Genomic DNA, 24,898 nt, shown 5'->3' with positions numbered 1-24,898 from the left:
TAAGTTTCTGTGTTGTTTCTTTTGAATTAGACATAAAGATAAGTCTCCTTATAAATAGAATTTGGCGAATCCGCCATGCTTCGACATGAGAATGGCCGTTGAAAGACCGTCGACATATTCAATGATATCAGACAAAACTTAAGATTTGCTGTAGATAATTCTTAATTTTCCTTAAGAAACATTTTTCGAGGCTGGGAGCGGCATTCCACGGCAATAAAATTAAAAAAATATAAAAAATAGTAACAAAAAGATGACAAACTGATACAAACGTGTTAACATATGAGTGCTTATAAAATGAAAGGAAGGAGTATCTATTTTTAAAAATGAGAGTTAAAGCGATTGTCACGGCTGTTTTATGTGGCATACTTTTAACTGCTTGTTCCAAGCTTCCCGAGCTGCCTACGCTGCCGGGAGGTTTGGAAATATCGAGCGAGAATCCGGGGGATGCTTCTACTGAAGCGACTACGGGCAAGTCGAATGATGAGCCTGCGGTTTCGAGCAAGGAATTTTCTTTTAATCCTCATGTATGTTCTAAAAAGCTTTATGAAGCTTACGGACCGGAGGAATGGGAGACATTTTTTAAACTAGTTGACGCTCTTAGGAAAGGGGAAGATACCTTTGAGTGTCCCAGCAGGGAGATCTACGAGTGGTGTTTCAGCGGAGGTCCCCTGGATGAATTATTTCCTGTCGGAAGATACAATCTCGAGATGGATTTCGAGAACGGCTATACCGAAGGCGTTGGGCATATCACGTACTTGATACCCAAAGATGAATTCATGAAGAAACAAAAGGCTTTCGAGAAGATGGTCATGAAGATTGTAAATGACAATGTCGACAAGGATTACACGGATTTCGAGAAGTGCATCGCGCTGTATGAGTACATGATCAATAATTATGTGTATGACTACGATGAGGCTAAGGCCAATGAGTCCGGTGATTTTTATACGACATGGGATTGCGGCACGTATAGGACTTTCCTTGACAAAAAAGGTGTCTGCAATGAGCTTAGCAATGTTTACAATTATCTGCTTCTTCAGTGCGGAGTCGAGGCGGCTAAGTACGAAGGCTGGGTCAATACTGAGCCCGTAGGGCATGCGTGGTCTTATGTCACGCTTGACGGCGTCGGATATTTTATAGATCCGACTTGGGGACTTCCGGATCAGACGGATTCGGATCTTCAGTATTTTATGATAACATCGGATGAACGTGATCCTGACTTTGACGTCATGGAGCCTGAAATTTATTATTATGATTTTCAGAAAAAAGACGTTGATTTTACCGCGAAGGATAATCGGTTTGCCGCGCTCCATAGTGGCGAATTTATTTCTTTTGACAAGAAGAAAAAGATCTTGTATTACAAGGTGATGGGAGAGAAGAAAAAGTTTTATTACGGTTGATACGCTGTAAAAAGAAGGAGAACCCATAATGAGATTTAGAGCACTTATCGCATCGGTCTTGTGCGGTCTGACGGTCACGGCATGTGCCGCGGTACCCGCCTTACCGATAGAGGTTGGGGTAAGTGAAGGGGAACAGGTTCTTGAAGGACCGAATGAAACGGGTAAGTACTATTCTTTTAATCCGCATGTTTGTCCGAAGAAGTTATATGATGCATACGGACCCGAGGAATGGGGCGCATTTTTTAATCTTTGCGATGCGCTTCGAAAAGGTGAAGATTCTTTTGACTGTCCAAGTGAGGAAGTTTACGCCTGGTGTTTCAGCGGAGGCCCACTTGATGAGTTTTTTCCGGTGGCACGGTACTGCGTGGATATGGATTACTTAGACGGTTATTCGAAGGGAGTGGGACGTATTAAGTACACCGTTCCCAAGGATGAGTTTCTTGCCAAGGAAAAAGAGTTCGAGCAGACTATCGAGGACATTTTAAAAGAGAATGTGCGGACGGATTATACCGATTTTGAAAAGTGTATCGCGTTGTATGAATACATGGTGAACAACTATGTATACGATCACCGGGAGTGTGACAACAACACTGTTGCCAAGATAAATAATCTTCCGAGAGGAACGTACGGTACTTACAGGACTTTTAAAGATAAAAAAGGAATCTGCAATGAGATCAGCAATGTATATAATTATCTGCTTCTCCAGTGCGGAGTCGACGCCGTGAAATACCTTGGTGGCGAAGAGAACAGTAAGCACGCCTGGACATACGTCACGCTTGATGACGTCGGATATTTTATTGACCCCACTTGGGGGCTTCCGGATACGGAAGAGCATGAGCTGACATATTTTATGATGACTGCACAGGATCGAGAGCATGATTTCGGGGATACAATGGAGCCCGAGACATTTTGCTATGATCATAGAAATCCGGATGTTGATTTTTCGGCGACGGATGACCGGTATGCATCTCTTCGCGGAGGGGATTTTGAAGAGCTGGATACCAAGACGAAGACTTTGTATTACAAGGTCGGCGACGAGAGAAGAGAGTACCATTACTCTTCTTGATGTTATTAGGAAAAGGTAAAAGCCCTGAGGGGCGGTACAATGGAAAGAGAGGAAAGAAAAATGAAGAAATTTATGTTGAACGGAGTTGGAGTTATGGTTGCTGCGACGCTCATGATGACAGGCTGTGGCGGCATGGAATTAAGTGACGAGTCTGACGTGCAGGAGACTGCAGAGACAGAGATGGATATGTCTGAGGAGAATGAGACCGAAGAGACTGAGACTGAGGAGACACAGACCGAAGAGACTGAAGTTGAAGAGAGCGACACTTTGGAAGAGGATGATTCAAGTGCGCCTGTAGTGCAGCCTTCAGGAAATGTTAACGCATCTGCAGGTGCTGTGCAGAATCAGAATACAAACGCTCAGCCAGCAAATGCGTCTGTCGGTGCCGATTGGAAAAGTGCATATTTGTCTTACATCAATAGTATGAGACCTGATGGAAGCGATCAGTTCAATTATGCTCTTATCTATGTGGACAATGACGATATTCCCGAGCTTGCTATTCAGGGAGCTTGTGAGGCTGACGGAAGCTTTATAGTTGCATGCAATAACGGACAGCCCAATGAGATCTATACACGTAGATTGTATTTTAACTATATTGAAAAGGGCGGCCTCTTATGCAATTCAGAGGGAATTATGGGCGCATATAACGATACCGTATATAAGCTTGAGAACGGTAATTGGACCACAGTCTTTGACGGTGAATGGTCTGAGGATTATTCAAGTGAGAATCCCACAAAATCATATGATATCGGCGGACAGCCGGTTGACGAAGCTACCTACAATGCTAAGTTTAGTGCAGCTTATGACAACAGCAGGGCAAAAGAGCTTTCGGGCACGGTTTCCAAGAGTGAGATGATCTCAATGCTCAGTAACTGATGAGCGTTTTTGCATTTTTTTCTGATTTGTGATAATATGTTATTCAAATGTTACACGCATTTTACAAATATCGAATAAAAGGAAGGAAAATATTATGAAAATTAAGATGATCTTACCTATAGCTGCAGCAGCTATGATGCTTACAGCATGTACTAGCGAGGCTGTTGAGATGCCCGCTGATGAGACTGCAATTGAGAGCAGCACACTTACAGTAGATGATGTTGTAGGAGAAAAGACTGAGGAGGCCACAAAGGAGGAAACTACCGAGGCTTCAACAGTTGCAACTTCTGAGGATTCTGCGGATGCAGCTTCTTCAACAAAGAGCGATGCTACAGATGCTAAGTCAGGCGCTTCTGTTTCAATCGACGGAACATGGTCAACTGCTTCCATCGGATATATGGAAGGCGATGATATGCAGCCTGAGTGGTATGTACAGTTTAAGGATTCAAGCATTGATTACGGTCACAAGAAGAATGGTGAGTTCGTAGTCGATCATTCAGACAAGATCGATTCTGCAGAGAAGACTGCAAACGGATATAAGATCCAGGCTACATCTTCAACCGGTGTACAGTATACACTTCAGACAGCAGAGACTGACAGCAGCATGATCGAGTATTATGAGACATGGGATGATAGTCAGTTCCCTGATGCTTACAGAGGTGGTTCTTCACTTAGTAAGTGCACAGACTAAGATATAAGATTAAGAAAGGCGGAGAGTTTTCTCCGTCTTTTTTTGTTGCGCGGTTTTTGTAGGTTGCTGATCGCGTTTGCCGGCAGGGAGAATCTGGTTATAAGAAAAAACATCGAATTGACTATTTTTATATATCCAGCATTGGAGTAAAGTGACTTTTAAATAATTGTTGAAAGGAGCTGTAAACATGAGGGTTGCAGCGGTTAATGATCTGTCGGGCTTTGGTAAATGCTCACTTTTGGCAGATATATCGGTTTTATCTTCGATGGGAATTGAGGTCTGTCCGGTTCCGACTGCGGTACTTACCGCGCAGACGGGCTTTTCATCATATTATATGCACGATACGGGAGATATGGTGCAGCACAGCAAAGAAGAGTGGAGCAAGATGGGAGTTTCCTTCGACGGCGTGCTCACGGGCTACATGCCTAGTGAAGAAATGGCGGGGAGCGTACTTGACTTCGCAAATACATTTAACCGCGATGGCGCGGTGCTTCTGGTCGATCCCGTGATGGGTGACGGCGGGAAGTGTTATTCCAATTATTCCGACGCGATGCTTGCCAAGATAAAAGAGCTCGCGGCGACGGCAGACATAATAACACCGAATCTTACGGAGGCGTGTCTGCTTGCGGCGACGGATGGTAAAGCCCCGGCGGGGAAAATGGCTGAGGGCGCGTCGGATACTTCTGCTTCGGATGTTGCTTCCGATGAGATCGCAGAGATTGCTTTGAAAGGCGCCGGATCCGACGTGGATCGCGACCGGATTGTGGAGATCGCGAGGAAGGCCAGGGCGCATGCGGAGCAGACCGTTGTTGTTACGGGAATCCCCGGCGAGGGCGATGAGCTTTATAACCTTGTGGTTTACGGTGATAAATATGAATACGTATGTGGTAAGACAAACGGCAGAAGCTATTCGGGCACAGGCGATCTGTTCGCAGCGTTGCTTCTTGGGAATATACTAAACGGATTGGAGATTGTAGACGCAGTCAAGGCGGCTTCTTTGTTTATAAGCGAGGCAATAGCTGTAACGACATCCGACGATAGGAACTACGGAGTGGACTTCGAGAAGGTACTGCGACGCGTATGAACCGGCGGAAGCGACTTCGGGGGCGCTGGCCCGGTTCGGGAGCGGAATATATTTTTTAGGAGGAGATAGATTATGACAGAGAAAAAGAGACAGACAAAGACAAGACTTATGGCGCTTACGGGTCTTATGACGGCGATGACCGTTATATTTACGGCATACATTTTTCATGTTCCTGTAGGGATGAACGGAGGGTACGTGCATTTCGGCGATTCCGTGATATATCTTGCGGCAGCTCTTTTACCCACACCTTATGCGTTTGTGGTGGGAGCGCTGGGCGGCGGTATAGCCGATCTTCTGACGGCGCCGATGTGGATGCTTCCGACTATGATCATTAAGATGTTGATCGTGCTGCCGTTTTCAAGCCGCAGTAAGTCGATGATATCAAGGCGTAACATGATCGCGCCGATCGTTTCGTTTTTTATCTCGGCGTTTGGATATTACATTGCTGAGATGATTTTGTTTGGAAGTAAGACCGCGATCATATCGGCGTTTTCGGGTAGCCTTGTGCAGTCCGGCGGAAGCGCGCTCTTTTTCTACATTGCGGCAGCTGCGCTTGACGGCGCCTCGGTTAAGAGAACGGTTTTAAAATATACGACTTAAGGAGATTTCAAGATGGCAGACATTCTTTATACATACAAAAATTCGGTTTACGCCAACATCACAAATAAGTGCAATTGCAGCTGCACGTTCTGCATACGTTCGCTTAAGGACGGCGTTGGCAGCGCGGATACGCTTTGGCATGAGAAGAATCCGTCGAAGGAGGAAATTCTGCAGGCGGTTCGAGACTATGATTTTACGGGCTTTGACGAGCTTGTGTTCTGCGGCTACGGAGAGCCCACCTGCGAGCTGGAGACACTACTTGCTGCGGCAAAGATCGCCAAGGAAGAAAAAGGCCTTAAGACGCGCCTTAACACAAACGGCCTCGGAAACGAAGAGAACGGCCGAGACATAGTGCCGGAGCTTGCGGAGGTTATCGACAGCGTATCTGTCAGCCTTAACGCCCCGGATGCCGCAAAGTACCAAGAGGTCACGAGACCTCGCTACGATAACGGTTTCGTTAAGATGGTCGATTTCGCAACGAAGTGCAAGGCGAAGATAGGCGATGTTAAGTGGTCTATCGTCGATGTCCTTCCCGAAGAAGATATTGAGAAGTGCAAGAAGATATCTAAGGAAACCGGAATAGAGCTTAGAATCAGGCATTACAGCTGATCTGTGAGCGGACCATGGGGACGGTGGCAATCCGTTTTTTCGTTGAGTAATGATATACAAAATTAAGTAAAAATATTTAGCGATAATTCATTTAGGAATTATCGCTTTTTTAGCGTCTTAAATAGTGTAACAGCTATACAATAATAAAAGAGGGAAGGTAGTGTAAATCTAAAGGAGGTATTTTATGAAAGATGGGAAGAATGTAGCAACAGGCTATGCCGGAACGTCGTATGAGGATTATTGTAAACGGTATGACGAACTAGTGGCATCAGATGCTAAGGATGAGTATGGTTATTATACTACTCTATCCACGGAGGAGAAAGATCTTGAATCATTAATGAATAGATTCAGAGAAAAACTTATAGGAGATAAGTATGTATATGCCGTTAGAGATGAAAAACCTCAGCCGAGAGTTTTTCCTCCTATCAGGGCGTTTTATGAGGTGAGAAAAAAAATAGATGCCGATCCGCTTTTGGGAACTTTCAAGCGCATGCCCAAGGGCGGAAATCTTCATATTCATACTTCTTCAACGATAAGCGCCGATGATTTTATTGATATGCTCATAGAGTTTGATAAAAAAGATAAAGCAAAGGTTGTTGTATATATGGGGACTGACGGAAAATATAAATTCGGACAATACACAATCTTGTATCTGGAAAAAGATATTCCGTCGAATGATTTTTGGAGAATGAAAAATCTTTCGCCCGATCAAAAGGCTGATCTGCTTTCACATCTTACAATGTCGGACGATCGAATCAACGATATAAAATATATCTGGGATGAGTTTGATGATATATTCCAAAGAGTTTACCATGTATTGGCTGTCAGAGAAATATACCAAAAATACTATACTGAAGCATTTAAGAGAATGATAGATGATAATACCGGGCATGTTGAACTTAGGTTTGGCCCAAGTATATTAAAGGATTCGAATGACGATGAAGTATTGGGAAATCCTTATACTCCGGATGATACTGATGAAGCCAAATTTGAATCGGTCAAGCTGATAAATGACTGCTATAAGGCTGCTCAGAATTATGCAGATTCGCTAGGAAAGTTTTTCACTTTGCGCTTAGTTGTTACCTCCAGCAGAAAGAAAAAGGAAGATATAAAATCTACAATTGATGATTACAAGAAAGACATAGCGTGGGTAATAAAGTATCGTGATAAAGATGAGATAAAAGACGGAAAAGAAAGTATTATTGTAGGATATGATCTTGTGAGTGAAGAGGATCGTGGATGGAACACGAATGATGTGGCAGAGGCTTTCTTTGATAATGATAAAATGGTCGATGTTCCTTTCTTATTTCACGACGGTGAGAGCTGTTGGGCTGATAACAGAAATGTTTTTTCCGCTGTGACACTGGGCTCTGTGAGAATCGGACATGGTATCAACTTGTATCATTTCCCGGATGTATTGGAGGAAGTCCGTCACAGAAATGTTACTCTGGAGGTATGTCCAATCAGTAATCAGTTACTGAGATACACACAGGATCTGCGAATTCATCCTGTTGCTGAGTATATGAAGAGAGGACTTAATTGTGTCATATGCAATGATGATCCGCAGATATTTAACTATAACGGATTGGCATATGATTTCTGGGAGATATATTATTCACAGATGATCGGATTGGGTGCGATAAAGAGGCTGGTATTTAATTCCATTCAGTTTTCTATGTTGGGTAAGCAAAAGTCAACTCAGATTGATAAACTTCAAAAAGAATGGGCTGCTTTTGTAAAGGAAGAAATAAAGATATTAGAAAAGATTAATCGTTAAGGGCATTGGCAGCGCCGCTTCAGCGATTGATCTCGAAGGGCCCCCGTTTCGGGGGCCTTTTAATTTAGTTTGCTTTTTTTTAAAAATGTGATATTATGTTATAGAAATGTTACAGTTGTTTTCATAAAAGAAAGGGAAGAGAAATGAAAAGAAAGTTTATTTTACCGATTATAGTTGCAGCCATGCTGCTTACAGCATGTGCAGACGAAGTTGAGAGCACTACTCCTGACGTAGATGAAAGTAATATTGAGATGAGCAGAGAAGAAACTGCTAAGGATTTAACTTTTGAAGATGAGACAGAGACAGACGCTTCCATGAATACATCGGGGGACGAAGCGACAGATACAGGAAAGGTTAATGCCGACGGCGTTCCTATGCTTGCCGAGGCAGGCGATCTTCAGTGGAAGGAATATTCCGTGATGAATGCTAAGTTTGAGGTGCCTGCTGATTTCGTGGACGAGACACCTGAGCAGACAGCTGCCGGAAAGATGATGGCGTTTTCTGATCCTGTTAATGGAATGATCGTTGAAGTCGGCGCTGTACCCGGAGCTCAGACACCTTCAGGAAATGCCGATGAAGCTGTTATGTATGATCATGACTACTTTTCAAGCAGGTTGGAAAGTGTATCTGTTGATGAGTTAAACGGTGGTCAGGGCTTTAATCTTGAAGGGGTTATGGGAGATAACTGCTTCATATATCAGGAGAAAAACGTTGATGATACTGTGTATAGCGTAACGATTCAGTACAACATTGTCGGATCCAATCATGAGCTTTGCGCAGGAATAGCCAATAGAATTATAGAGAAATTTTCTATAAATTAAACTATAAACTAAAGGAGAAAAACGTTTATGAAAAGGAAAGTACTTATCGGAGCACTTATGATCACTATGCTCTCGCTTGCCGGTTGTAATGATGAGATATTTGAGGAAACCGGTAGCGGCGTAAGCAGCGAGGCTATTGAGGAGACTGCACCTGACAAGCAGGAAGCCTATACGGACAAGCAGGAAGCGGACACGGACAAGCAGGAAGACGATACGGATGAGCAAGATGCCTCAGATAATGCACAGACAGATGAGAATGACAGCAGTACTTCTGACTTTGATCCGACCAAGGATTTCATGGCTGATTACACCGCTGATATAGAAAAAGAAGTTGAGGCGGCGATCTCATCGGCATCATCTATTCAGGATGAGTTTGATAAGGTGGTTAAAATTGCTGCTAAGTACGATGAGTATGCACAGGAAGCAATAGGGCAGGCCGATATGAATATGGCATCGGCATGGAGCGTTACAGTATATGATTATGAACTTAACAGTCTCTGGGGCAGAATTGATAAGAGCGCAGATGAGGCGACAAAAGAACGCTTACTTTCCGCGCAGAGAAATTGGAATTCAATGAAAGAAGATGTGATTATTTCCGAGATTGGTCCTCGTGAAGAGAGCGGTACGATTTATCCGCTTTCATATAATAATTGCATGGGGTCCCTTACATATAACAGAGACGTGATACTTGCATCTGAGCTTGCAAAGATTAAAGGGGAGAGCTTTACAATGCCCGAGAGAGCTCTGTATAACACATATGTTGATACGCAGGGAACGAGCGAGATTTACAGTACAATGGTGATCACACAGAGTATGGAAGGCGATGACATTGTTAAGCTTGCTCTTTACAGAGAGAAAGATATAGAAGGCTCTTTTACCAAAAAAGGAAACGAAGAGCTTGAGTTTACGGATGATACCGGAAGTATTAAAGGAATTATCAAATACGGCTGGGATGGCGCTACATTTGAGGTAACGCAGGGCGATGACATCATCGCAACCGGGGAAAAGCACGTGTTTGATATGGCATTTTAAATAATATTTAAAAATATTTAAAAAATATTAAAAAATATACTAGACAGATTAACAATTGTGTGATAATATAACTATAGTGTTAAAGACGACGACACGAACGCTTTATAAGAGGAGAATTTTATGAGAAATCAAATAAGGAAATGGAGGAGAAACATTTTAATTCTTTCCTTATTGGGTGCTATGCTTGCTACGGCAGGTTGTAGCGAAATGGATATTGAGAGTGAGTTTGGTTCTGCCGTTGAGGCAACAAGCGAAAACTCTGAACCCGGTATTCCTATTCCAACTAAGGAATCTTCGGCTGCAGAGTCTTCGGTAGAAGATGAAGAGCATGATGAAGACGCTTCCGCGAGCGCATCTTCATCTGAGAGTATCAAAGATGAGGCTTCGGCTTCAGCAGCATCTTCAGTAACGGCAGACGGGGCACAGACTCCTCCCAATAAAACACAGGAACAGGCACCTGTAGTTAAGGAAACAAGCGCATCTTCGGAACAAGGAGTACCTACTCCGACACCTAAGCCTACACAGGATGTTAAGCCTACACCGTCAGGTGGTGAACAGGCACAGGCACCTGCCGATAACGCACAGGTTTCCGGCGATCAGAATCTCGCAAGTGCGGGTATTGCCGTAGGTTGTGAGACCGCGACAGGGGACGGTTCCAACGTAACACAGTTATATTCCTACGAATATCCTAAGTTTTCTTGCATGAACCCTGATTATAACAAGGTTGTAGGCGAGCTTAACGAGATATTTGAAAATGAAAAGAATAAAGATCTTGCCGATAACGCCAATGTTGCGTATTATTCGCAGAAGGTCAATTCCGTTTCCATTGATGAACAGGCTCAATATGTTTATATCAATGTTTCAAGGATACAGGAAGTCGGAGGACCTCATCCTAATGTTTATGAGGAATCTTATTTTATAAGTAAGGACACTAAGGATTTCACTAAACTTTCGGATGTACAGGGCCTTACAGAGGCTCAGATCCAGGATGCGGCAGATCAGATATATTCAGCGCATAACGATAAGGATTATTTCGTTATCACAGAAGAAGTTAAAAAAGCTATAAAGAGTGACAACGTTCACTGGAGATATGAAGGAGATAACCTTTATCTGTGGCTTGATTACGACCAGATAACAGGAGGTTATCACGGAGACAGCGAGTACTCCGCTATCATTGCCCTATAAAAACACTTTCGTGCAGTTTACGTCAGTTGTTTTTTATAGATAATATACCCCCACCTCATAAAAACCCACGGGAGAATGAAACAAAGCTTCCGTGGGTTTTCCCTGTCCAAAATTTGACGGGTGATTCATGATATTACATACTTATATAGAGATATAGAAGAGATACGTGGTCGGAGGGCGATATGGTACGCAAGGTAATTAAGTGCGGAAGTAACGCATATATTAATATAGTAAAAGGCGGTGTTCTGGACGTTAAGGTTGACGCTATAGTTAATGCCGCAAACAATACGCTTCTGGGAGGCGGCGGTGTCGACGGCGCGATCCACAGGGCGGCGGGGTCGGGACTTCTTTCCGAGTGCAGAACGCTCGGAGGGTGCGAGACGGGCGATGCCAAGGTTACAGGGGCATACGATATTTCTTTTGCCAAGGCTATAATCCATACCGTCGGTCCCGTGTACAGCGGATCGGATGAGGACGCGCACCTTCTGGCATCGTGCTATACGAACAGCCTCGACAGGGCGCTTGAGAGAGGCTTTGAGAGCGTTGCTTTTCCTTGCATCTCGACAGGTGTCTACGGATACCCTTTGGGCGACGCTGCGAAGGTCGCCATGAAAGCGGTAAAAGGCTGGCTTGCAGCGCACGAGGATGCTGTGATAAATGTTTATATCTGCTGTTTTAGAGAGGAAGAGCTTGAAGCTTATCTGAAACTCGAGAACGGGCGGTAGACAGCTCTTTTTCGGCAAAAGATTGTATACAAATTTTTTACTTTCATAATGAAGCAATATATAGTATTATAAGTTTACTGTACAATTGGATTTTAACGGGGAGTAGTGCGAAGACTCGCACCGCTCCCTATTTTGAGCGGAGCACTTGGTGAGGTTTTATCGAACCTAGTGCGAGCCATGGGGATGTACTTAATGAGGTTTTATCGAATTTAGTACATATCCCAGAGCGAAGTAATGCGGTAGGAGGATCGGCAAGTTGGACCTTAGCAGACAAAAGAAAGCGCCTGTCTACGAGGCTATAGAGAGATTTCGTAAGCAGAGGGTTGTTCCCTTTGACGTTCCGGGACACAAGAGGGGCAGAGGTAATCCCGAGCTTGTTAGTTTCCTGGGAGATAGATGCGTCAGTGTAGACGTTAATTCAATGAAACCACTTGATAATCTTTGTCATCCGGTATCGGTTATTAAGGATGCAGAGGAGCTCATGGCTGATGCTTTCGGTGCAGCGCATGCGTTCATGATGGTCAACGGAACAACGAGTGCTGTTCAGGCGATGGTTCTTTCTACCGTTAAAAAGGGCGAGAAGATCATTATGCCGAGGAACGTGCACAAGAGTGCGATCAACGCGCTTATTCTTTGCGGCGCGGTTCCGGTATATATCGATCCCAAGGTTGATACGAAGCTTGGAATCCCGCTCGGAATGGAGATCGCGGACGTTAAGAAGGCGGTAAAAGAGAATCCGGATGCGAAAGCTATCCTTATTAATAATCCTTCTTATTACGGTATCTGTTCAGATCTTAAGGCAATCGTCGAGCTTGCTCACAAGAACGGCATGAAGGCGCTTGTTGACGAGGCTCACGGAACGCATTTATATTTCGGACCGGGACTTCCTTTAAATGCGATGGCTGCGGGCGCGGACATGGCAGCGATAAGTATGCACAAGTCGGGCGGAAGTCTTACGCAGAGCTCGGTTCTTTTGTGCGGAGAAGGCGCCAATGTCGGATATATCAGTAGGGTTGTGAATCTTACGCAGACTACGAGTGCAAGCTATCTTTTGCTCGGAAGTCTTGATATTTCAAGAAGAAATCTTGCTCTCAACGGAGCGGACAGCTTTGCCAAAGTAACCAAGATGGCGCAGTACGCGAGAGAAGAGATCAACGATATCGGCGGCTACTACGCTTACGGTAATGAGCTTATTAACGGCGGAAGTATCTATGATTTCGATGAGACCAAGCTTGTTGTAAATACCAGGAGCATTGGTCTTACGGGTATCGAGGTCTATGACCTTTTAAGAGATGAATATGACATTCAGATGGAGTTTGGTGATCTGTCCAATGTTATGGCATATATTTCAATCGGCGACAGGCTGCAGGATATTGAGAGACTTGCGGGAGCGCTTGCCGATATCAGAAGGCTTTATTCCAAGCCTGAGCAGAGCTTTTTCTCTGCGGAGTATGTGACACCTATTGTTAAGGCGACACCTCAGGAAGCTTTTTATGCGGAAAAAGAGCCTGTTTCTATCGAGAATTCAGTCGGCAGGATAAGTGCGGAGTCTGTTATGTGTTATCCGCCGGGAATACCGATTCTTTCTCCCGGAGAAGTTATCACAGAGGAGATTCTCGACTATATAACGACAGCAAGGGAGAAGGGTTGCTCGATGCAGGGACCCGAGAGTGAGGATATTTCCGAGCTTTTTGTGCTTAAGTGATCGTGGGTGCGCATCGCGCGGAACAGACCACATCATGATATAATGAATAATACATAGACACACTATATGGTTGCGTTTATAGGAGATCGATAATGGCAGAGATGGATTATTGGTTTAGCGATATGCATACCGGAAACGTTAAGATCAGCATCAGGATCAGCAAACAGCTCTTTTCCGGTAGCAGCGAATTTCAGAGAATAGACGTTTTTGACTCACCTGAGTTTGGCAAGTTCCTTACTTCGGACGGTAATATTATCTTTTCCGAGAAGGACGAGTTTACTTACGATGAGATGATCGTTCATGTTCCGATGGCGGTTCACCCCAAGGTTCAGAGAGTCCTGGTTCTTGGTGGCGGCGACGGCGGTGTTGCCAGAGAGCTCACTCACTATGAGGAGATCAAGGTAATCGACGTTGTTGAGCCGGACAACATGTTTGTGGATGTCTGCAAGCAATATTTCCCGGACAATGCGATCGGACTTGAGGATGACAGAGTTCATATTTATTATCAGGACGGACTTAAGTATCTTCGTAAGTGCGAGGATATGTATGATCTTATAATTAACGATGCGACCGAGCCCCTTGGCCATGAGGCAGGTCTTTTTACCAAGGAGTTCTACGGAAGCTGCTACAAGGCGCTTCACGACGACGGCATCATGGTGTACCAGCACGGAAGCCCGTTCTACGATGAGGATGAGGAGAGCTGCAGAGCGATGCACAGGAAGGCGTTCAGAGTATTCCCGGTTAACAGGGTTTATCAGGCGCATATCCCGACATGCCCCGCAGGTTACTGGCTCTTTGGCTTTGCCAGCAAGAAGTACCATCCGCTCAAGGATTTCAATCCGGACAGATGGGATGAGAGAGGAATCAAGACGTGGTACTACACCACGCATTTGCATAAGGGAGCGTTCATGCTGCCCAAGTACGTAGAAGACTTATTACAGGAAGAGGAGGACATGTCCAGATGAGCAGATTACTTGTTATTGGTTGCGGCGGAGTCGCACAGGTTGCAATACAGAAGTGCTGTCAGAACAGCAAGACATTTACGGAGCTTTGCATAGCAAGCCGCACGGTTTCCAAGTGCGACGCTTTAAAAGATAAGATCGAAAAGAGCGGAAGCAGCGTGAAGGTCACAACAAAGGCGGTTAATGCCGATGACGTGAATGAGCTGATCGCACTTATCAAGGAGTATCAGCCTGACGCGGTTCTTAACGTTGCGCTTCCTTATCAGGATCTTGTTATCATGGACGCTTGCCTTGAGTGCAAGGTTGATTATATCGACACAGCCAACTATGAGCCTGAGGATACGGATGATCCGAAGTGGCGCGAGATTTACGAGAAGCGCTGCAAGGAAAAGGGTTTCACAGCTTATTTTGACTACAGCTGGCAGTGGGCTTATATGGATAAGTTCAAGGAGGCAGGTATCACAGGCCTTCTCGGAACAGGCTTCGATCCCGGCGTAACAAGCGTATTTACCGCTTATGCCAAGAAGCATTATTTTGACGAGATTCACACTATCGATATTCTTGATTGCAACGGCGGTGACCACGGTTACGCTTTTGCGACCAACTTTAATCCCGAGATCAACCTTCGCGAAGTTAGTGCGAACGGAAGCTACTGGGAGGACGGACACTGGGTTGAGACTAAGCCCATGGAGATCAAGAGAGTTTACAACTTCCCTGAGGTCGGAGAGAAGGACATGTACCTTCTTCATCACGAGGAGATCGAGGCTCTCGGAAGAAACTTCCCCGAGGTAAAAAGAATCCGTTTCTTCATGACATTCGGTCAGAGCTATCTTGATCATATGCGTTGTCTTGAAGATGTAGGAATGCTTTCAACAAGCCCCATTAACTTTGAGGGAAAAGAGATTGTGCCCATTCAGTTCTTAAAGGCACTTCTTCCCGATCCCGCAAGCCTTGGACCTAGAACAGTCGGAAAGACCAATATCGGCTGTATCTTCCGCGGAATCAAGGACGGAAAAGAAAAGACTGTTTACATCTACAATGTATGTGATCATCAGGAATGCTACAAGGAGCTCGGAAGCCAGGCTATAAGCTACACAACAGGTGTGCCTGCTATGATCGGAACTGCCCTTGTTGTTAACGGACAGTGGAAGAAGCCCGGTGTGTACACAACGGACGAGTTCGATCCCGATCCTTACATGGAGATGCTTAATGAGTACGGACTTCCTTGGGTGGTTGATGAGAATCCCGCTCTTGTGGATTGACGCTACGTGCATAGAAGCAGCGGTTTGACTGCATATTGAAACTCTGGGAGAAAACGGATGAAGATATCGGAGATCACAACTCCTGCTTATGTAATTGATGAAAAGAAATTAAAAGAAAACCTTGAGATCTTAAGCTATGTGCAGAAAGAGTCGGGTGCCAAGATACTTCTTGCGCAGAAGGCTTTTTCCGCATATAAGACTTATCCTATGATAGGTGAGTATTTGTCCGGAGCTACGGCTTCGGGTTTATATGAAGCAAGGCTTGCGAAAGAAGAGATGATCGAACCTTTAAAGGGTAAGCGCAAGATTGAGAATCATGTCTTTGAGCCTGCTTTTAATGATGATGAGATAAAAGAGTTGTGTGAGATCTGCGACCACATGGTCTTTAATTCACTTACGCAGCTTGAGCATCACAGAGAGGTCTGGGAGAAGAATGTAAAAAACGGACGTCTCTTTGTAGGGCTTCGAATAAATCCCGAGTACAGCACGCAGGAAGGGCATGAGATCTATGATCCGTGTGCTTCGGGGTCAAGGCTCGGAATAAGAAACGCGGACCTTGGAGATAAGCTTCCCAAGGGCGTTTCGGGGCTTCATTTCCATACATTGTGCGAACAGGGATTTGAGCCGCTTGAAAAGACGTTTCTTGAAGTCGAAAGCTCTTTTAAACGATTCTTCCCTACGCGTAAAGGCGAAGAGGGTAAGATCAAGTGGATCAACCTTGGCGGCGGACATCACATAACCAAGGAAGATTACGACAGAGAAGGGCTTATTAAGCTTGTTAAGAGGATAAAAGATACTTACGGTATCGAGGTTTATCTTGAGCCGGGCGAAGCGATCGCGCTTGACGCGGGACTTCTTGTGACGACTGTGATGGACATTGTTAAGACGGAGAAGTATCCTGTGCTTATTCTTGATACTTCGGCGGCTTGTCACATGCCTGACGTTCTTGAGATGCCGTATAGGCCGCCGCTTCGTGACAGCGGTGAAGCGGGAGAGCTTGCCAATACGTACAGGCTTTCGTCGAGGACGTGCCTTGCGGGGGATATTATCGGCGACTACAGTTTTGATAAAGAGATCGGAATCGGCGACAGGCTGTATTTTGAGGATATGGCGATCTACAGCATGGTTAAGAACAATACTTTTAACGGAATGCCGCTTCCCGATATCGATATAATGCATGATGACGGCGAGGTTGAAGTGCTTAAGCGCTTTGGCTATGACGACTTCAAGATGAGATTGTGATTTATAGGAACATATATGAAGAGGTTACATACAACACCTGACAAAGACGGTTTCTTTATGCCCGCGGAGTTTGCGGAGCATGAAGGAACCCTTATGATATATCCGACTCGTCCCGGAAGCTGGGGAAAAGACAGGAGCGGAGCGCTTAATTCTTTCGGCAGGATCTACACCGAGATCATGAAGAGGGAGAAGCTTTTTTTGGCGGCTTCTTCGGATTTTTATGATGAGGCGTGCGAGTTTTTGGAGAGTCTTTTTCCTGCGACAGGTCTTTCTCGTTCTGAGTTTGACATGAGAAAAGAAGTGATCGCGATAGATTCAGACGATGCTTGGGCTAGGGATGTCGGACCGACTTTTGTTGTTGACAGAGACGGATCGGTCAGAGGTATCAACTGGAGCTTTAACGCATGGGGCGGAGAGTACGACGGGCTCTATGCTACTTGGGATAAGGATGATGCGCTTGCTTGTGAGTTTTTGACGCATTTGGACTGTGATTATTATGACGCTGCGCCTTTTGTCCTTGAGGGTGGATCGATCCATTCCGACGGCGAGGGAACGGTGATGGTGACGGAGAGCTGTCTTTTGAGTAAGGGAAGGAATCCGTCGTTGTCCAAGGATGAGATTGAGGATAGGCTTAAGACTTATCTTGGTGCGAAAAAGATCTTGTGGCTTCCTCGAGGCATCTACAATGATGAGACCAACGAGCACGTCGACAATGTGTGCGCGTTTGTGGCGCCCGGTGAGGTTGTGCTTGCGTGGACGGATGACAGGAACGATCCGCAGTACGAGCTTTCTTTTGCCTCTTATGAATATCTTAAGTCGCAGAAGGATTCGAAGGGCAGAGAGATTGTGATCCACAAGCTTCCGATTCCTGAGAAGCCTATTCTTATTACAGAAAAAGATCTTGGTAACTACGAGTTTGAAGAGGGCGAGGATTTCCGCGAGGTCGGTGAGAGACTTGCTGCGAGTTATGTCAATTACTACTATATAAACGGAGCTGTTTTGCTTCCGATGTTTGGAGGTGCCAATGAGAGCAGCGATAATAGGGCGCTGGAGATTTTAAGGAAGCTGTGCCCGGGTAGGGAAGTAATTGGGATTCCCGCGAGGGATATTTTGCTCGGCGGCGGTAATATTCATTGCATTACGCAGCAGGTGCCGCGGGGATGATCGTGTTCTTACGACATGTGCGGTAAAGTGCAAATGTCTGTAGTATATTTGAAAAGGAGATAGAGATGTCGCTTACAAAAGTTGCATGTATCCAGTTTGCCTGCGGAGCGCCTTGTGCGTCCGATAAGGAGCAGGTTGACAATAACATAAAGAAAGCCGCTGAGCTTGCTAAAAAAGCGGCAGATAACGGAGCTAAGATAATTCTTTTGTCAGAGCTGTTTGAAAGAAAATATTTCTGCCAGGAGAGAAGATATGACTACTACGAGCTTGCGGTTCCGATCTTGGAGAACCCGGCTGTTATCTACTTTAGCGAGTTTTGCAAGGAAAACAAAGTGGTCATGCCGATAAGCGTCTTTGAGAAGGATGAGAATGTCTTTTATAATTCGGTTGCGATGATCGACGCCGACGGCAAGATTGTCGGAGTTTACAGAAAGACTCATATTCCGGACGATCACTATTATCAGGAGAAGTTTTATTTTACTCCGGGAAACACGGGCTTTAAGGTGTTTGAGACTCAGGCGGGAAGAATAGGAGTCGGAATCTGTTGGGATCAGTGGTTCCCTGAGACGGCAAGGTGTCTTGCACTTGGCGGAGCGGATATTATCCTGTATCCTACAGCGATCGGTTCGGAGCCGATTCTTGATGTGGACAGCTCAGGCCACTGGATGAGAACGATGCAGGGACATTCCGCAGCAAATATCATTCCTGTTGCCGCAGCGAACAGGATAGGCAAAGAGGATGTTGAGCCGTGTGAGGAAAACGGCGGGCAGAAGTCATCGTTATGCTTCTACGGAAGCAGCTTCCTTACGGATCAGACGGGTGATGTTATCGCTAAAGCAAGTCGCGACAAGGAAGAGATCATCTATGCCGAGTATGATTTTGAAGAGAACAGCAAGATGAGATCGTCATGGGGGCTCTTTAGGGACAGAAGACCTTCATGCTACGGAGAAATCGTTAAATAAGAAAGAGCACAGCGCCTTTTGGACCGTATCAAAAGGGCTGTGCTCTTTATCTATATTGAGGTATTTGTCACAATGAAATTACGATGTTTTTGAAAAAAGTTTTTTATGCTGCGGGATCTACTTCAGCATCCTCGTTCTGTTCAGCGTTATCCTGCTCATCAGTCTGCTCGGTTGCTTCAGTGCTTTCATCTGTGCTTGCAGCATCTGTAGACTGCTCATCAAGCTGAGTGCTGCTCTCGTCATTAGCCTCGCTTGTGATCTCAGCGTTCTCATCAGCTGTTGTAGCCTCAGTTGAAGCATCCTCTATAGCCTGTGTATCTTCTTCAAGCTCGAAATCTTCCTCATCGTACTCGAAGCTACGCTTACCGAATCTGCTGTTGCTCTTACTGTTTCTATCGTTCTTGCTGTGCTTACCGTTCTTGCCGTGCTTACTGTTCTTGTCGTTTTTGCCGTTATTCTTACCGTTGTTTCGGCCGTTCTTGCCGTGGTTCTTATCGTTTGAAGAACTGTCTTTACCGGACTTAACGATATTGGGAATAGTAAGTTCCTCATCATCTACATATTTAAAAAGATCGAGTGCTTCAATTGCGTTATCTTCCTTTGTATTGTAATCTTTGTTAAGATAACCTACTAAATCATCAATAACATCGCCTGCACCGTATTTAATGAGATTTTCTAAACGTTCTTCTGTTGTGGAACCAAAGACGGTTTCGTAGTTGCCATCAGCGACTAAATATGTGCTTATATTCTTGGGGTTGTTATTGTCTATTACTGATACACCAAGATAGTTACCCCATATCTGTGTAGATAAAATACGAGCGTTGTTCTCACCACCGTTTAAACCGGTGTGGGAATGAGCGTCAAGTATTAAATCTATTCCATCTGTATTATTCCATACATCAGCACTTCTAACACCAATTTTATTTTTTGTATGGTCTTCTTTTTTACCGGGACCAAATTTTTCTTCTAAGCCTAAGTGTGATAAGCAGACAATAATGTCAGAAGTCTTCTTTAATTCATTTACTTGCGTTTGTGCACATTCATGTAAGGCATCATCTGCTTCAATGCTAATTCCTTGATTGTTACCTCCCCAATAAGGTTTTATGTCCTGACTTTCAACTTCTATTGTATCTAATCCGAAAAAGCCAATTTTTAATCCGCTATTATTAGTTGTTATTGTTGTATGAGGTAAATATAGTGGATTTTTATTTGCATCGACTAACTTTTTCTTTGAATCGATTATATTAGCATCGAGCATGGTAAATTCAGCACTATCCAACATTGATTTAAGCGTGTCAAAACCATAATCGAATTCATGATTACCTAAGCAAGCATAATCATATTTTGCATCATTCATTAACTCAATAGATCTTTCAGGGTGATCTGCCTTGTTTAGATGTCCATATAGTTTGTAGTCTTCTATACTTATTTTATCTTTATCCTTTTTATCTGAACTGAAATCACCTGAGTCAACAAGAAGGACATCAGTTGCTTTTAATTCGTCATGGAAGTAGTTTTTTAAGGCTGCAAAATAAGCATACTGAAGTATAGCACCATGTGTATCATTTGTTGAAAGAATTACAGTTTTTCCTGACAAATCGCCACCATTATCTTCTGCTATTTTAGATATTGCTAAGGTATCATCAGGTTTTCCGATTTTATAATCACCGATATCCTCCGCGAATGCAGATATTGCGCTGCCGCAGAAGAGGGTACCCGCTACTGCCAGTGACAGTAAACTTTTAAATGCAAATTTTCTTTTCAATGTAATTCACCTCCTATGTGTTGTGTTTACGATTTACTGTATGTGTCAGATAGTTAAGGTGATACCGTCATCAGCCGCCGAAACCGTGTTTATAGTTGCGGTGGTGATGGCGCTCACGGTGATGGTCACCGGTTTTGCCTGATTTATCATTGGACTTCTCATTTGAAGAATCGTCTGAAGATGTCTCTTCAGTTGATTCTTCGATATTTGCTTCGTCCTCGGAGCTTGCTGTGTTTGCAGCGTCTTCGTTCTCGATACTTGCGCTGCTTGCTGCTTCAGTAGCTTCGAGTTCATTCTCGGGAAGGCTAGCCTCGATAGAAGAGGAGTCATCAGCTGCGGAAGCTTTTTCCTGCTTTGATTTTCTTGATGTTTTAGAAGAATCAGCAGAATAATCCTTATTGGGATCGTAATCCTCTATTGATTTCATGGCTTCTTCTGCAGTCATGGGGGTTTCTGAAGCTTTGATTACATAATTTATGTAGTCTGTGATTTTTGGATCTTCTCCGATTTTGTCATAGTATTCTTCAGGAATAAGGAATCTTTGCTCAATCTCATATTTACCGTTAGTGTTGCCGATTACAACAACACCGATGTTTCTGAGCCATATTCCGTTGGACTGAACATTTACATCTTTGAAATATTCACTACCTGTCATTGTGGTATGAGAGTGACCATCAAGAAGAAGGTCAATACCATCAACATCTGCAAATAAATCAACGCTTCTTATTCCTTCCGGATAAAGATAATCGTATTTGTTTACTTTTTTATCATTTGTATTAGGCTTAATAGCATTTTTTACTTTGTCGGAATCTTTTGTTGCCCAATTAGCCGGTTCATCATCTACTCCAAGATGTGTAAGACCGATAACAATATCAGCTCCCTCTTTTTTTAGCTCGTTTACCTGAGTTCTTGCAGTGTTATGCAAGGCTTTAGCATCTTTATTGACCTTGTAATCAAAGTTGGGATACCATGCATGGTTTTCGAGTGAATCCAGACCAAAAAATCCGATTTTTACTCCGTCCACATTAGCTATTGCGCGTTTTGCGAGCTCGGTGGAATTTCCGCTACTTTCAAGATTCGCGTCAACTATTTTGTGTTTAATTGCTTTGATTATGGCTGTTGCATTAGCTTTGCCCCTTTCGAATTCGTGGTTGCCTAAGCAGCCATAGTCATAACCAACGGCATTCATAATCTTAACAGGCGCTATACCTTCTGTGTTGGATGCGCAAAATCCGGCGTCATCACTTTTTTTACCGTCATAATTTTCAACTGTTTTTTTATCTGTACTAAAATCTCCCGAGTCAACTAAAAGCACATTGGCATTTTTTTCTTTCAGTCGATTTCTTAACTGGGAAACATATGTTAAATCATTTACTGCACCATGAATATCATTTGTGGAAACAATTACAATTTTATCGCCAAGATCCTTATCTAAATCCTTGGGTAATCCGTTTGAATATTCTTTACAGATCAAATCTGCAGTGATATTAAACGATACTATTTCGCCTCCTGCCGCGAATGCAGTATTAGTACCTACTGCAGAAAAGAGCACACTCATTGCCATAGCGGCTGTAAGCATACTTTTAAGAACGATTTTTTTTCTCAATTTAAATGTACCTCCTCGTCAGTGTTTTTGGTTTGTGCGAGGAAAGAGGTTTTTGTTCGAGAGACTTTATTTTGTTGTGGGGATAATGCTTAGATAGATAATTGTGTGTTCTCTATGATTCACACTTCATTTATATGATCGAATATTTAAAGACGGAACCTGGGGATTCCGATGCATCTGTATAAATGTAATGGGAATCATAGAGGGGTCATACATGATCCCTTTTGTCTCTCAGGTCTTGCTTAGTATTTCATTGTTTCTCACATGTATGTGAAGACATTGCCGTGTGGCAATGTCGTTTTTTCGCGGAGCCGAAGCTCCGGTGTTACGTAAAAACTCTTTCCTTTTACAAACGTTAAGTGTTATGGGGAACACTAGTGTGTCTGGGGAACACTCGTACACCGTAGCAAAATTATAAAATCATGTCAAATAAAGGTTACGAAAAATACACGGATTATTTTTTGATGAGTCCGATAGATACTGGGCTAAAAATTAAATGTGATTTTTTTTTGAACACATTGTGGATAACTCTGTGGAAACTGTTAATAAAATATAAGTTTCCCTTGCAATAAATAAAAATTATTAAAAAAGATGTATCTTTTTTTAAAATTAATGGTAAGATATATGAGTAAGATTAATAACGCTAAGTATTGTTTAAGAGGGGGACAAATACGAGGCAAAATACTAGATACCGCGAAGGAGAGCGTATGAGAAGGAAAGAATTTATTTCAAAAAAATTAGCAGTAGTTTTAATGTCAGCGATCATGCTGATCGCACCGATTGTGGGAAGTATCGCAGCACCTATTGATGCGCATGCTGAAATGGATGAATTGGTTATTCTTAGAGATGCCGATAAGACGCCGGTTGAGGATAATAACAATCTTGAGGAGGCGGTTGAGGAACTTCCTGACGGTGTTATTATGGAAAATAATAATGGCGTTATCACTACTAATGAAGGAACAGTAACGCACAATACTGAAAACGCCGGTGTATATCAGAATAATGGAGAAATAAGATATAATGAAGGTATTGTTGCCTATAATGAAGGCGAGATAAATAATAATACCGGAAGAGTCAATGTAAACAAAGAGCATCATGTTATTTATAAAAATGATGGATTGGTAGATAATAATTCAAATGCAGCTATATTTAATGGTCAAGGAACGGTAGATCATAACTGGTGGGGAGGTGTAGTAATTGGATCCCCCGGAGTGCTTTGCGATACAGAGGCTGGTGAAGGCCCATATTTAGGCACGATAAATATCAATAACGGAGATATTCTTAATGGCGTTGGAGCGGACGATGTATTGACGGTTAATACATTTGTTCAGGGAACAATAGATACCGCTTTGGATAATTATGACCCTAATGAGACACGTGGTATTAGCGTATATAGATTAGTTGAATATCCCAGACTTGGTAAGGTTCATATTATCGATAATTTAGATGAAAATGAATTCAAGGAAAATGATCTTATTCTGGTAGATAATCAGTATCATGCAGTGTCACTTATGGATACTGATAATGCGACAGTTGAATACAATAACTTTGCAGATCTTCCGATTGATATGCATATGGTACAGACTGGCATTAATAAAACGGATATTCCGATAACTGGAACTATTACGCTTAGACCTAATTCCGGTTATAAGATTACCGATAACGGACAGTTAAGCGGTGAAGTTGAGACACTTTCATACAATCTAAATAAAAATAATGATGGTTCATATACAATAGGAATTGCTTCACTTAAAGGTAATGTTATGTTGACTGCGGATATGCTTAATCTTATTGTTTCTGAGCTTACTGCTGAAGAAGCTGCAAACATTCAGCAGCTTGTAGTTGGCGATACTGTAGTTAACCTTGATGATATTAAAGATGGTGATGCTATTGTTATAGAAGGAAGCAACCATTCTTCATCAGACAACTCAGGAAGTCCTGTCGAGGCAGCTGCTCCTGCAGGTTACAACCTTGCCGATGAGGCTATCAAGGCTGTTACAGATCAGGTTCAGAAGCAGGTAGCTGCAAGCGGAAATGACATCGCAGCACTTGAGGTTATTGATATTTACTTTGGTGATAAGATCGACATGAGCCCTGCAGTTATTGAGTATCTTTGTGAGAAGGTACCTGTAGCTAAGAGATGTCACTTTGATTACAAGGATCAGGAATATGTAATGTTTATTCCTGCATTTGACCTTGTTGCACCCGCGTATGCAGAAGGTCTTGAAGTATTGAATAATGAGCCCGCTCATACAGCCGGCTTCCTTAGAATCACACAGATCTTTGAGAAACTTGGATTTGCTACTAAGGTAGTAGAAGAGCAGGAAGCTGCAGAATAATTTTTTTAAATAGATATAAAAAGGAGAA

General features: G+C 43.5%; 21 protein-coding genes. 19 read left to right on the top strand and 2 right to left on the bottom strand.

What is annotated here, in order from left to right; translation table 11 throughout:
* Positions 1 to 323 precede the first annotated feature (323 nt).
* From D6856_RS14450 to aguB, 18 genes are all read left to right on the top strand, one after another.
* Complete coding sequence (locus D6856_RS14450; RefSeq protein WP_120687480.1) at positions 324 to 1,397, top strand: transglutaminase domain-containing protein; 1,074 nt, start codon at positions 324 to 326, stop codon at positions 1,395 to 1,397.
* Positions 1,398 to 1,425: 28 nt separating this feature from the next.
* Positions 1,426 to 2,463, top strand: coding sequence for a transglutaminase domain-containing protein (locus D6856_RS14445; RefSeq protein ID WP_120687479.1), 1,038 nt, complete (start codon positions 1,426 to 1,428; stop codon positions 2,461 to 2,463).
* 60 nt (positions 2,464 to 2,523) lie between these two features.
* Entirely contained in the window at positions 2,524 to 3,339 is an 816-nt protein-coding gene (locus D6856_RS14440) for a hypothetical protein (RefSeq protein ID WP_147367852.1), read from the top strand.
* Between the two features lie 94 nt (positions 3,340 to 3,433).
* The gene (locus tag D6856_RS14435) at positions 3,434 to 4,030 is read left to right on the top strand and encodes a hypothetical protein (protein WP_120687477.1); all 597 of its coding nucleotides are present in this window, start codon (positions 3,434 to 3,436) and stop codon (positions 4,028 to 4,030) included.
* 187 nt (positions 4,031 to 4,217) lie between these two features.
* The gene (locus D6856_RS14430) at positions 4,218 to 5,114 is read left to right on the top strand and encodes a bifunctional hydroxymethylpyrimidine kinase/phosphomethylpyrimidine kinase (protein WP_120687476.1); all 897 of its coding nucleotides are present in this window, start codon (positions 4,218 to 4,220) and stop codon (positions 5,112 to 5,114) included.
* A gap of 72 nt (positions 5,115 to 5,186) precedes the next feature.
* Positions 5,187 to 5,714 (top strand): TIGR04002 family protein, encoded by a 528-nt coding sequence (locus tag D6856_RS14425; protein WP_120687475.1) that lies wholly within the window; start codon positions 5,187 to 5,189, stop codon positions 5,712 to 5,714.
* Positions 5,715 to 5,726: 12 nt separating this feature from the next.
* Positions 5,727 to 6,323, top strand: a complete 597-nt coding sequence (locus D6856_RS14420) for a TIGR04100 family radical SAM protein (protein ID WP_120687474.1) — start codon at positions 5,727 to 5,729, stop codon at positions 6,321 to 6,323.
* 184 nt (positions 6,324 to 6,507) lie between these two features.
* Positions 6,508 to 8,100 (top strand): hypothetical protein, encoded by a 1,593-nt coding sequence (locus D6856_RS14415; RefSeq protein ID WP_120687473.1) that lies wholly within the window; start codon positions 6,508 to 6,510, stop codon positions 8,098 to 8,100.
* Positions 8,101 to 8,243: 143 nt separating this feature from the next.
* Entirely contained in the window at positions 8,244 to 8,921 is a 678-nt protein-coding gene (locus tag D6856_RS14410) for a hypothetical protein (protein WP_120687472.1), read from the top strand.
* A gap of 27 nt (positions 8,922 to 8,948) precedes the next feature.
* Entirely contained in the window at positions 8,949 to 9,953 is a 1,005-nt protein-coding gene (locus tag D6856_RS14405) for a lysozyme inhibitor LprI family protein (RefSeq protein ID WP_120687471.1), read from the top strand.
* A 120-nt stretch (positions 9,954 to 10,073) separates the two neighbouring features.
* A complete protein-coding gene (locus D6856_RS14400; RefSeq protein ID WP_147367851.1) occupies positions 10,074 to 11,138 on the top strand; it encodes a hypothetical protein in 1,065 nt (354 codons plus the stop codon).
* 182 nt (positions 11,139 to 11,320) lie between these two features.
* Positions 11,321 to 11,863 carry an O-acetyl-ADP-ribose deacetylase gene (locus D6856_RS14395; protein ID WP_120687469.1) on the top strand — a complete coding sequence of 181 codons (543 nt, stop codon included), beginning with the start codon at positions 11,321 to 11,323 and terminating at the stop codon, positions 11,861 to 11,863.
* Positions 11,864 to 12,119: 256 nt separating this feature from the next.
* A complete protein-coding gene (locus D6856_RS14390) occupies positions 12,120 to 13,568 on the top strand; it encodes an aminotransferase class I/II-fold pyridoxal phosphate-dependent enzyme (protein ID WP_092247635.1) in 1,449 nt (482 codons plus the stop codon).
* 101 nt (positions 13,569 to 13,669) lie between these two features.
* Positions 13,670 to 14,533: a polyamine aminopropyltransferase gene (gene speE, locus D6856_RS14385; RefSeq protein WP_120658721.1), complete on the top strand. Its 864-nt coding sequence runs from the start codon at positions 13,670 to 13,672 to the stop codon at positions 14,531 to 14,533.
* The gene (locus D6856_RS14380) at positions 14,530 to 15,792 is read left to right on the top strand and encodes a saccharopine dehydrogenase family protein (protein WP_120687468.1); all 1,263 of its coding nucleotides are present in this window, start codon (positions 14,530 to 14,532) and stop codon (positions 15,790 to 15,792) included. The genes speE and D6856_RS14380 overlap by 4 nt, the downstream gene beginning before the upstream one ends.
* A 57-nt stretch (positions 15,793 to 15,849) precedes the next feature.
* Entirely contained in the window at positions 15,850 to 17,034 is a 1,185-nt protein-coding gene (gene nspC / locus D6856_RS14375) for a carboxynorspermidine decarboxylase (protein WP_120687467.1), read from the top strand.
* 15 nt (positions 17,035 to 17,049) lie between these two features.
* Positions 17,050 to 18,198 (top strand): agmatine deiminase, encoded by a 1,149-nt coding sequence (gene aguA / locus D6856_RS14370; protein ID WP_120687466.1) that lies wholly within the window; start codon positions 17,050 to 17,052, stop codon positions 18,196 to 18,198.
* Between the two features lie 65 nt (positions 18,199 to 18,263).
* Complete coding sequence (gene aguB / locus D6856_RS14365; protein ID WP_120687465.1) at positions 18,264 to 19,160, top strand: N-carbamoylputrescine amidase; 897 nt, start codon at positions 18,264 to 18,266, stop codon at positions 19,158 to 19,160.
* A gap of 103 nt (positions 19,161 to 19,263) precedes the next feature.
* On the opposite strand, the gene D6856_RS14360 is transcribed toward aguB, so the two are convergent.
* Both D6856_RS14360 and D6856_RS14355 read right to left on the bottom strand, forming a co-directional pair.
* Complete coding sequence (locus tag D6856_RS14360; RefSeq protein ID WP_120687464.1) at positions 19,264 to 20,925, bottom strand: metallophosphoesterase; 1,662 nt, start codon at positions 20,923 to 20,925, stop codon at positions 19,264 to 19,266.
* Between the two features lie 70 nt (positions 20,926 to 20,995).
* Positions 20,996 to 22,531, bottom strand: coding sequence for a metallophosphoesterase (locus tag D6856_RS14355; RefSeq protein ID WP_120687463.1), 1,536 nt, complete (start codon positions 22,529 to 22,531; stop codon positions 20,996 to 20,998).
* A gap of 707 nt (positions 22,532 to 23,238) precedes the next feature.
* Here D6856_RS14355 and D6856_RS14350 point away from each other — a divergent pair.
* Positions 23,239 to 24,870, top strand: coding sequence for a hypothetical protein (locus tag D6856_RS14350; RefSeq protein WP_120687462.1), 1,632 nt, complete (start codon positions 23,239 to 23,241; stop codon positions 24,868 to 24,870).
* Positions 24,871 to 24,898: the final 28 nt, after the last annotated feature.

The organism is Butyrivibrio sp. XB500-5, from assembly GCF_003625505.1.
In the GTDB taxonomy this organism is placed as follows: domain Bacteria; phylum Bacillota; class Clostridia; order Lachnospirales; family Lachnospiraceae; genus Butyrivibrio.
Note: the sequence above shows the minus strand (reverse complement) of the source record. Positions and strands in the feature narration are given on the sequence as shown.

Excerpts from the sequence above, each read along its gene's own strand:
- D6856_RS14405 (WP_120687471.1), top strand. The coding sequence starts at position 8,949 with ATGAAAAGGAAAGTACTTATCGGAGCACTTATGATCACTATGCTCTCG.
- aguA (WP_120687466.1), top strand. The coding sequence starts at position 17,050 with ATGAAGAGGTTACATACAACACCTGACAAAGACGGTTTCTTTATGCCC.
- D6856_RS14415 (WP_120687473.1), top strand. The coding sequence starts at position 6,508 with ATGAAAGATGGGAAGAATGTAGCAACAGGCTATGCCGGAACGTCGTAT.
- D6856_RS14380 (WP_120687468.1), top strand. The coding sequence starts at position 14,530 with ATGAGCAGATTACTTGTTATTGGTTGCGGCGGAGTCGCACAGGTTGCA.
- D6856_RS14450 (WP_120687480.1), top strand. The coding sequence starts at position 324 with ATGAGAGTTAAAGCGATTGTCACGGCTGTTTTATGTGGCATACTTTTA.
- D6856_RS14435 (WP_120687477.1), top strand. The coding sequence starts at position 3,434 with ATGAAAATTAAGATGATCTTACCTATAGCTGCAGCAGCTATGATGCTT.
- D6856_RS14410 (WP_120687472.1), top strand. The coding sequence starts at position 8,244 with ATGAAAAGAAAGTTTATTTTACCGATTATAGTTGCAGCCATGCTGCTT.
- D6856_RS14420 (WP_120687474.1), top strand. The coding sequence starts at position 5,727 with ATGGCAGACATTCTTTATACATACAAAAATTCGGTTTACGCCAACATC.
- D6856_RS14350 (WP_120687462.1), top strand. The coding sequence starts at position 23,239 with ATGAGAAGGAAAGAATTTATTTCAAAAAAATTAGCAGTAGTTTTAATG.
- nspC (WP_120687467.1), top strand. The coding sequence starts at position 15,850 with ATGAAGATATCGGAGATCACAACTCCTGCTTATGTAATTGATGAAAAG.
- D6856_RS14425 (WP_120687475.1), top strand. The coding sequence starts at position 5,187 with ATGACAGAGAAAAAGAGACAGACAAAGACAAGACTTATGGCGCTTACG.
- D6856_RS14400 (WP_147367851.1), top strand. The coding sequence starts at position 10,074 with ATGAGAAATCAAATAAGGAAATGGAGGAGAAACATTTTAATTCTTTCC.
- D6856_RS14395 (WP_120687469.1), top strand. The coding sequence starts at position 11,321 with ATGGTACGCAAGGTAATTAAGTGCGGAAGTAACGCATATATTAATATA.
- aguB (WP_120687465.1), top strand. The coding sequence starts at position 18,264 with ATGTCGCTTACAAAAGTTGCATGTATCCAGTTTGCCTGCGGAGCGCCT.
- D6856_RS14430 (WP_120687476.1), top strand. The coding sequence starts at position 4,218 with ATGAGGGTTGCAGCGGTTAATGATCTGTCGGGCTTTGGTAAATGCTCA.
- D6856_RS14440 (WP_147367852.1), top strand. The coding sequence starts at position 2,524 with ATGAAGAAATTTATGTTGAACGGAGTTGGAGTTATGGTTGCTGCGACG.
- D6856_RS14445 (WP_120687479.1), top strand. The coding sequence starts at position 1,426 with ATGAGATTTAGAGCACTTATCGCATCGGTCTTGTGCGGTCTGACGGTC.
- speE (WP_120658721.1), top strand. The coding sequence starts at position 13,670 with ATGGATTATTGGTTTAGCGATATGCATACCGGAAACGTTAAGATCAGC.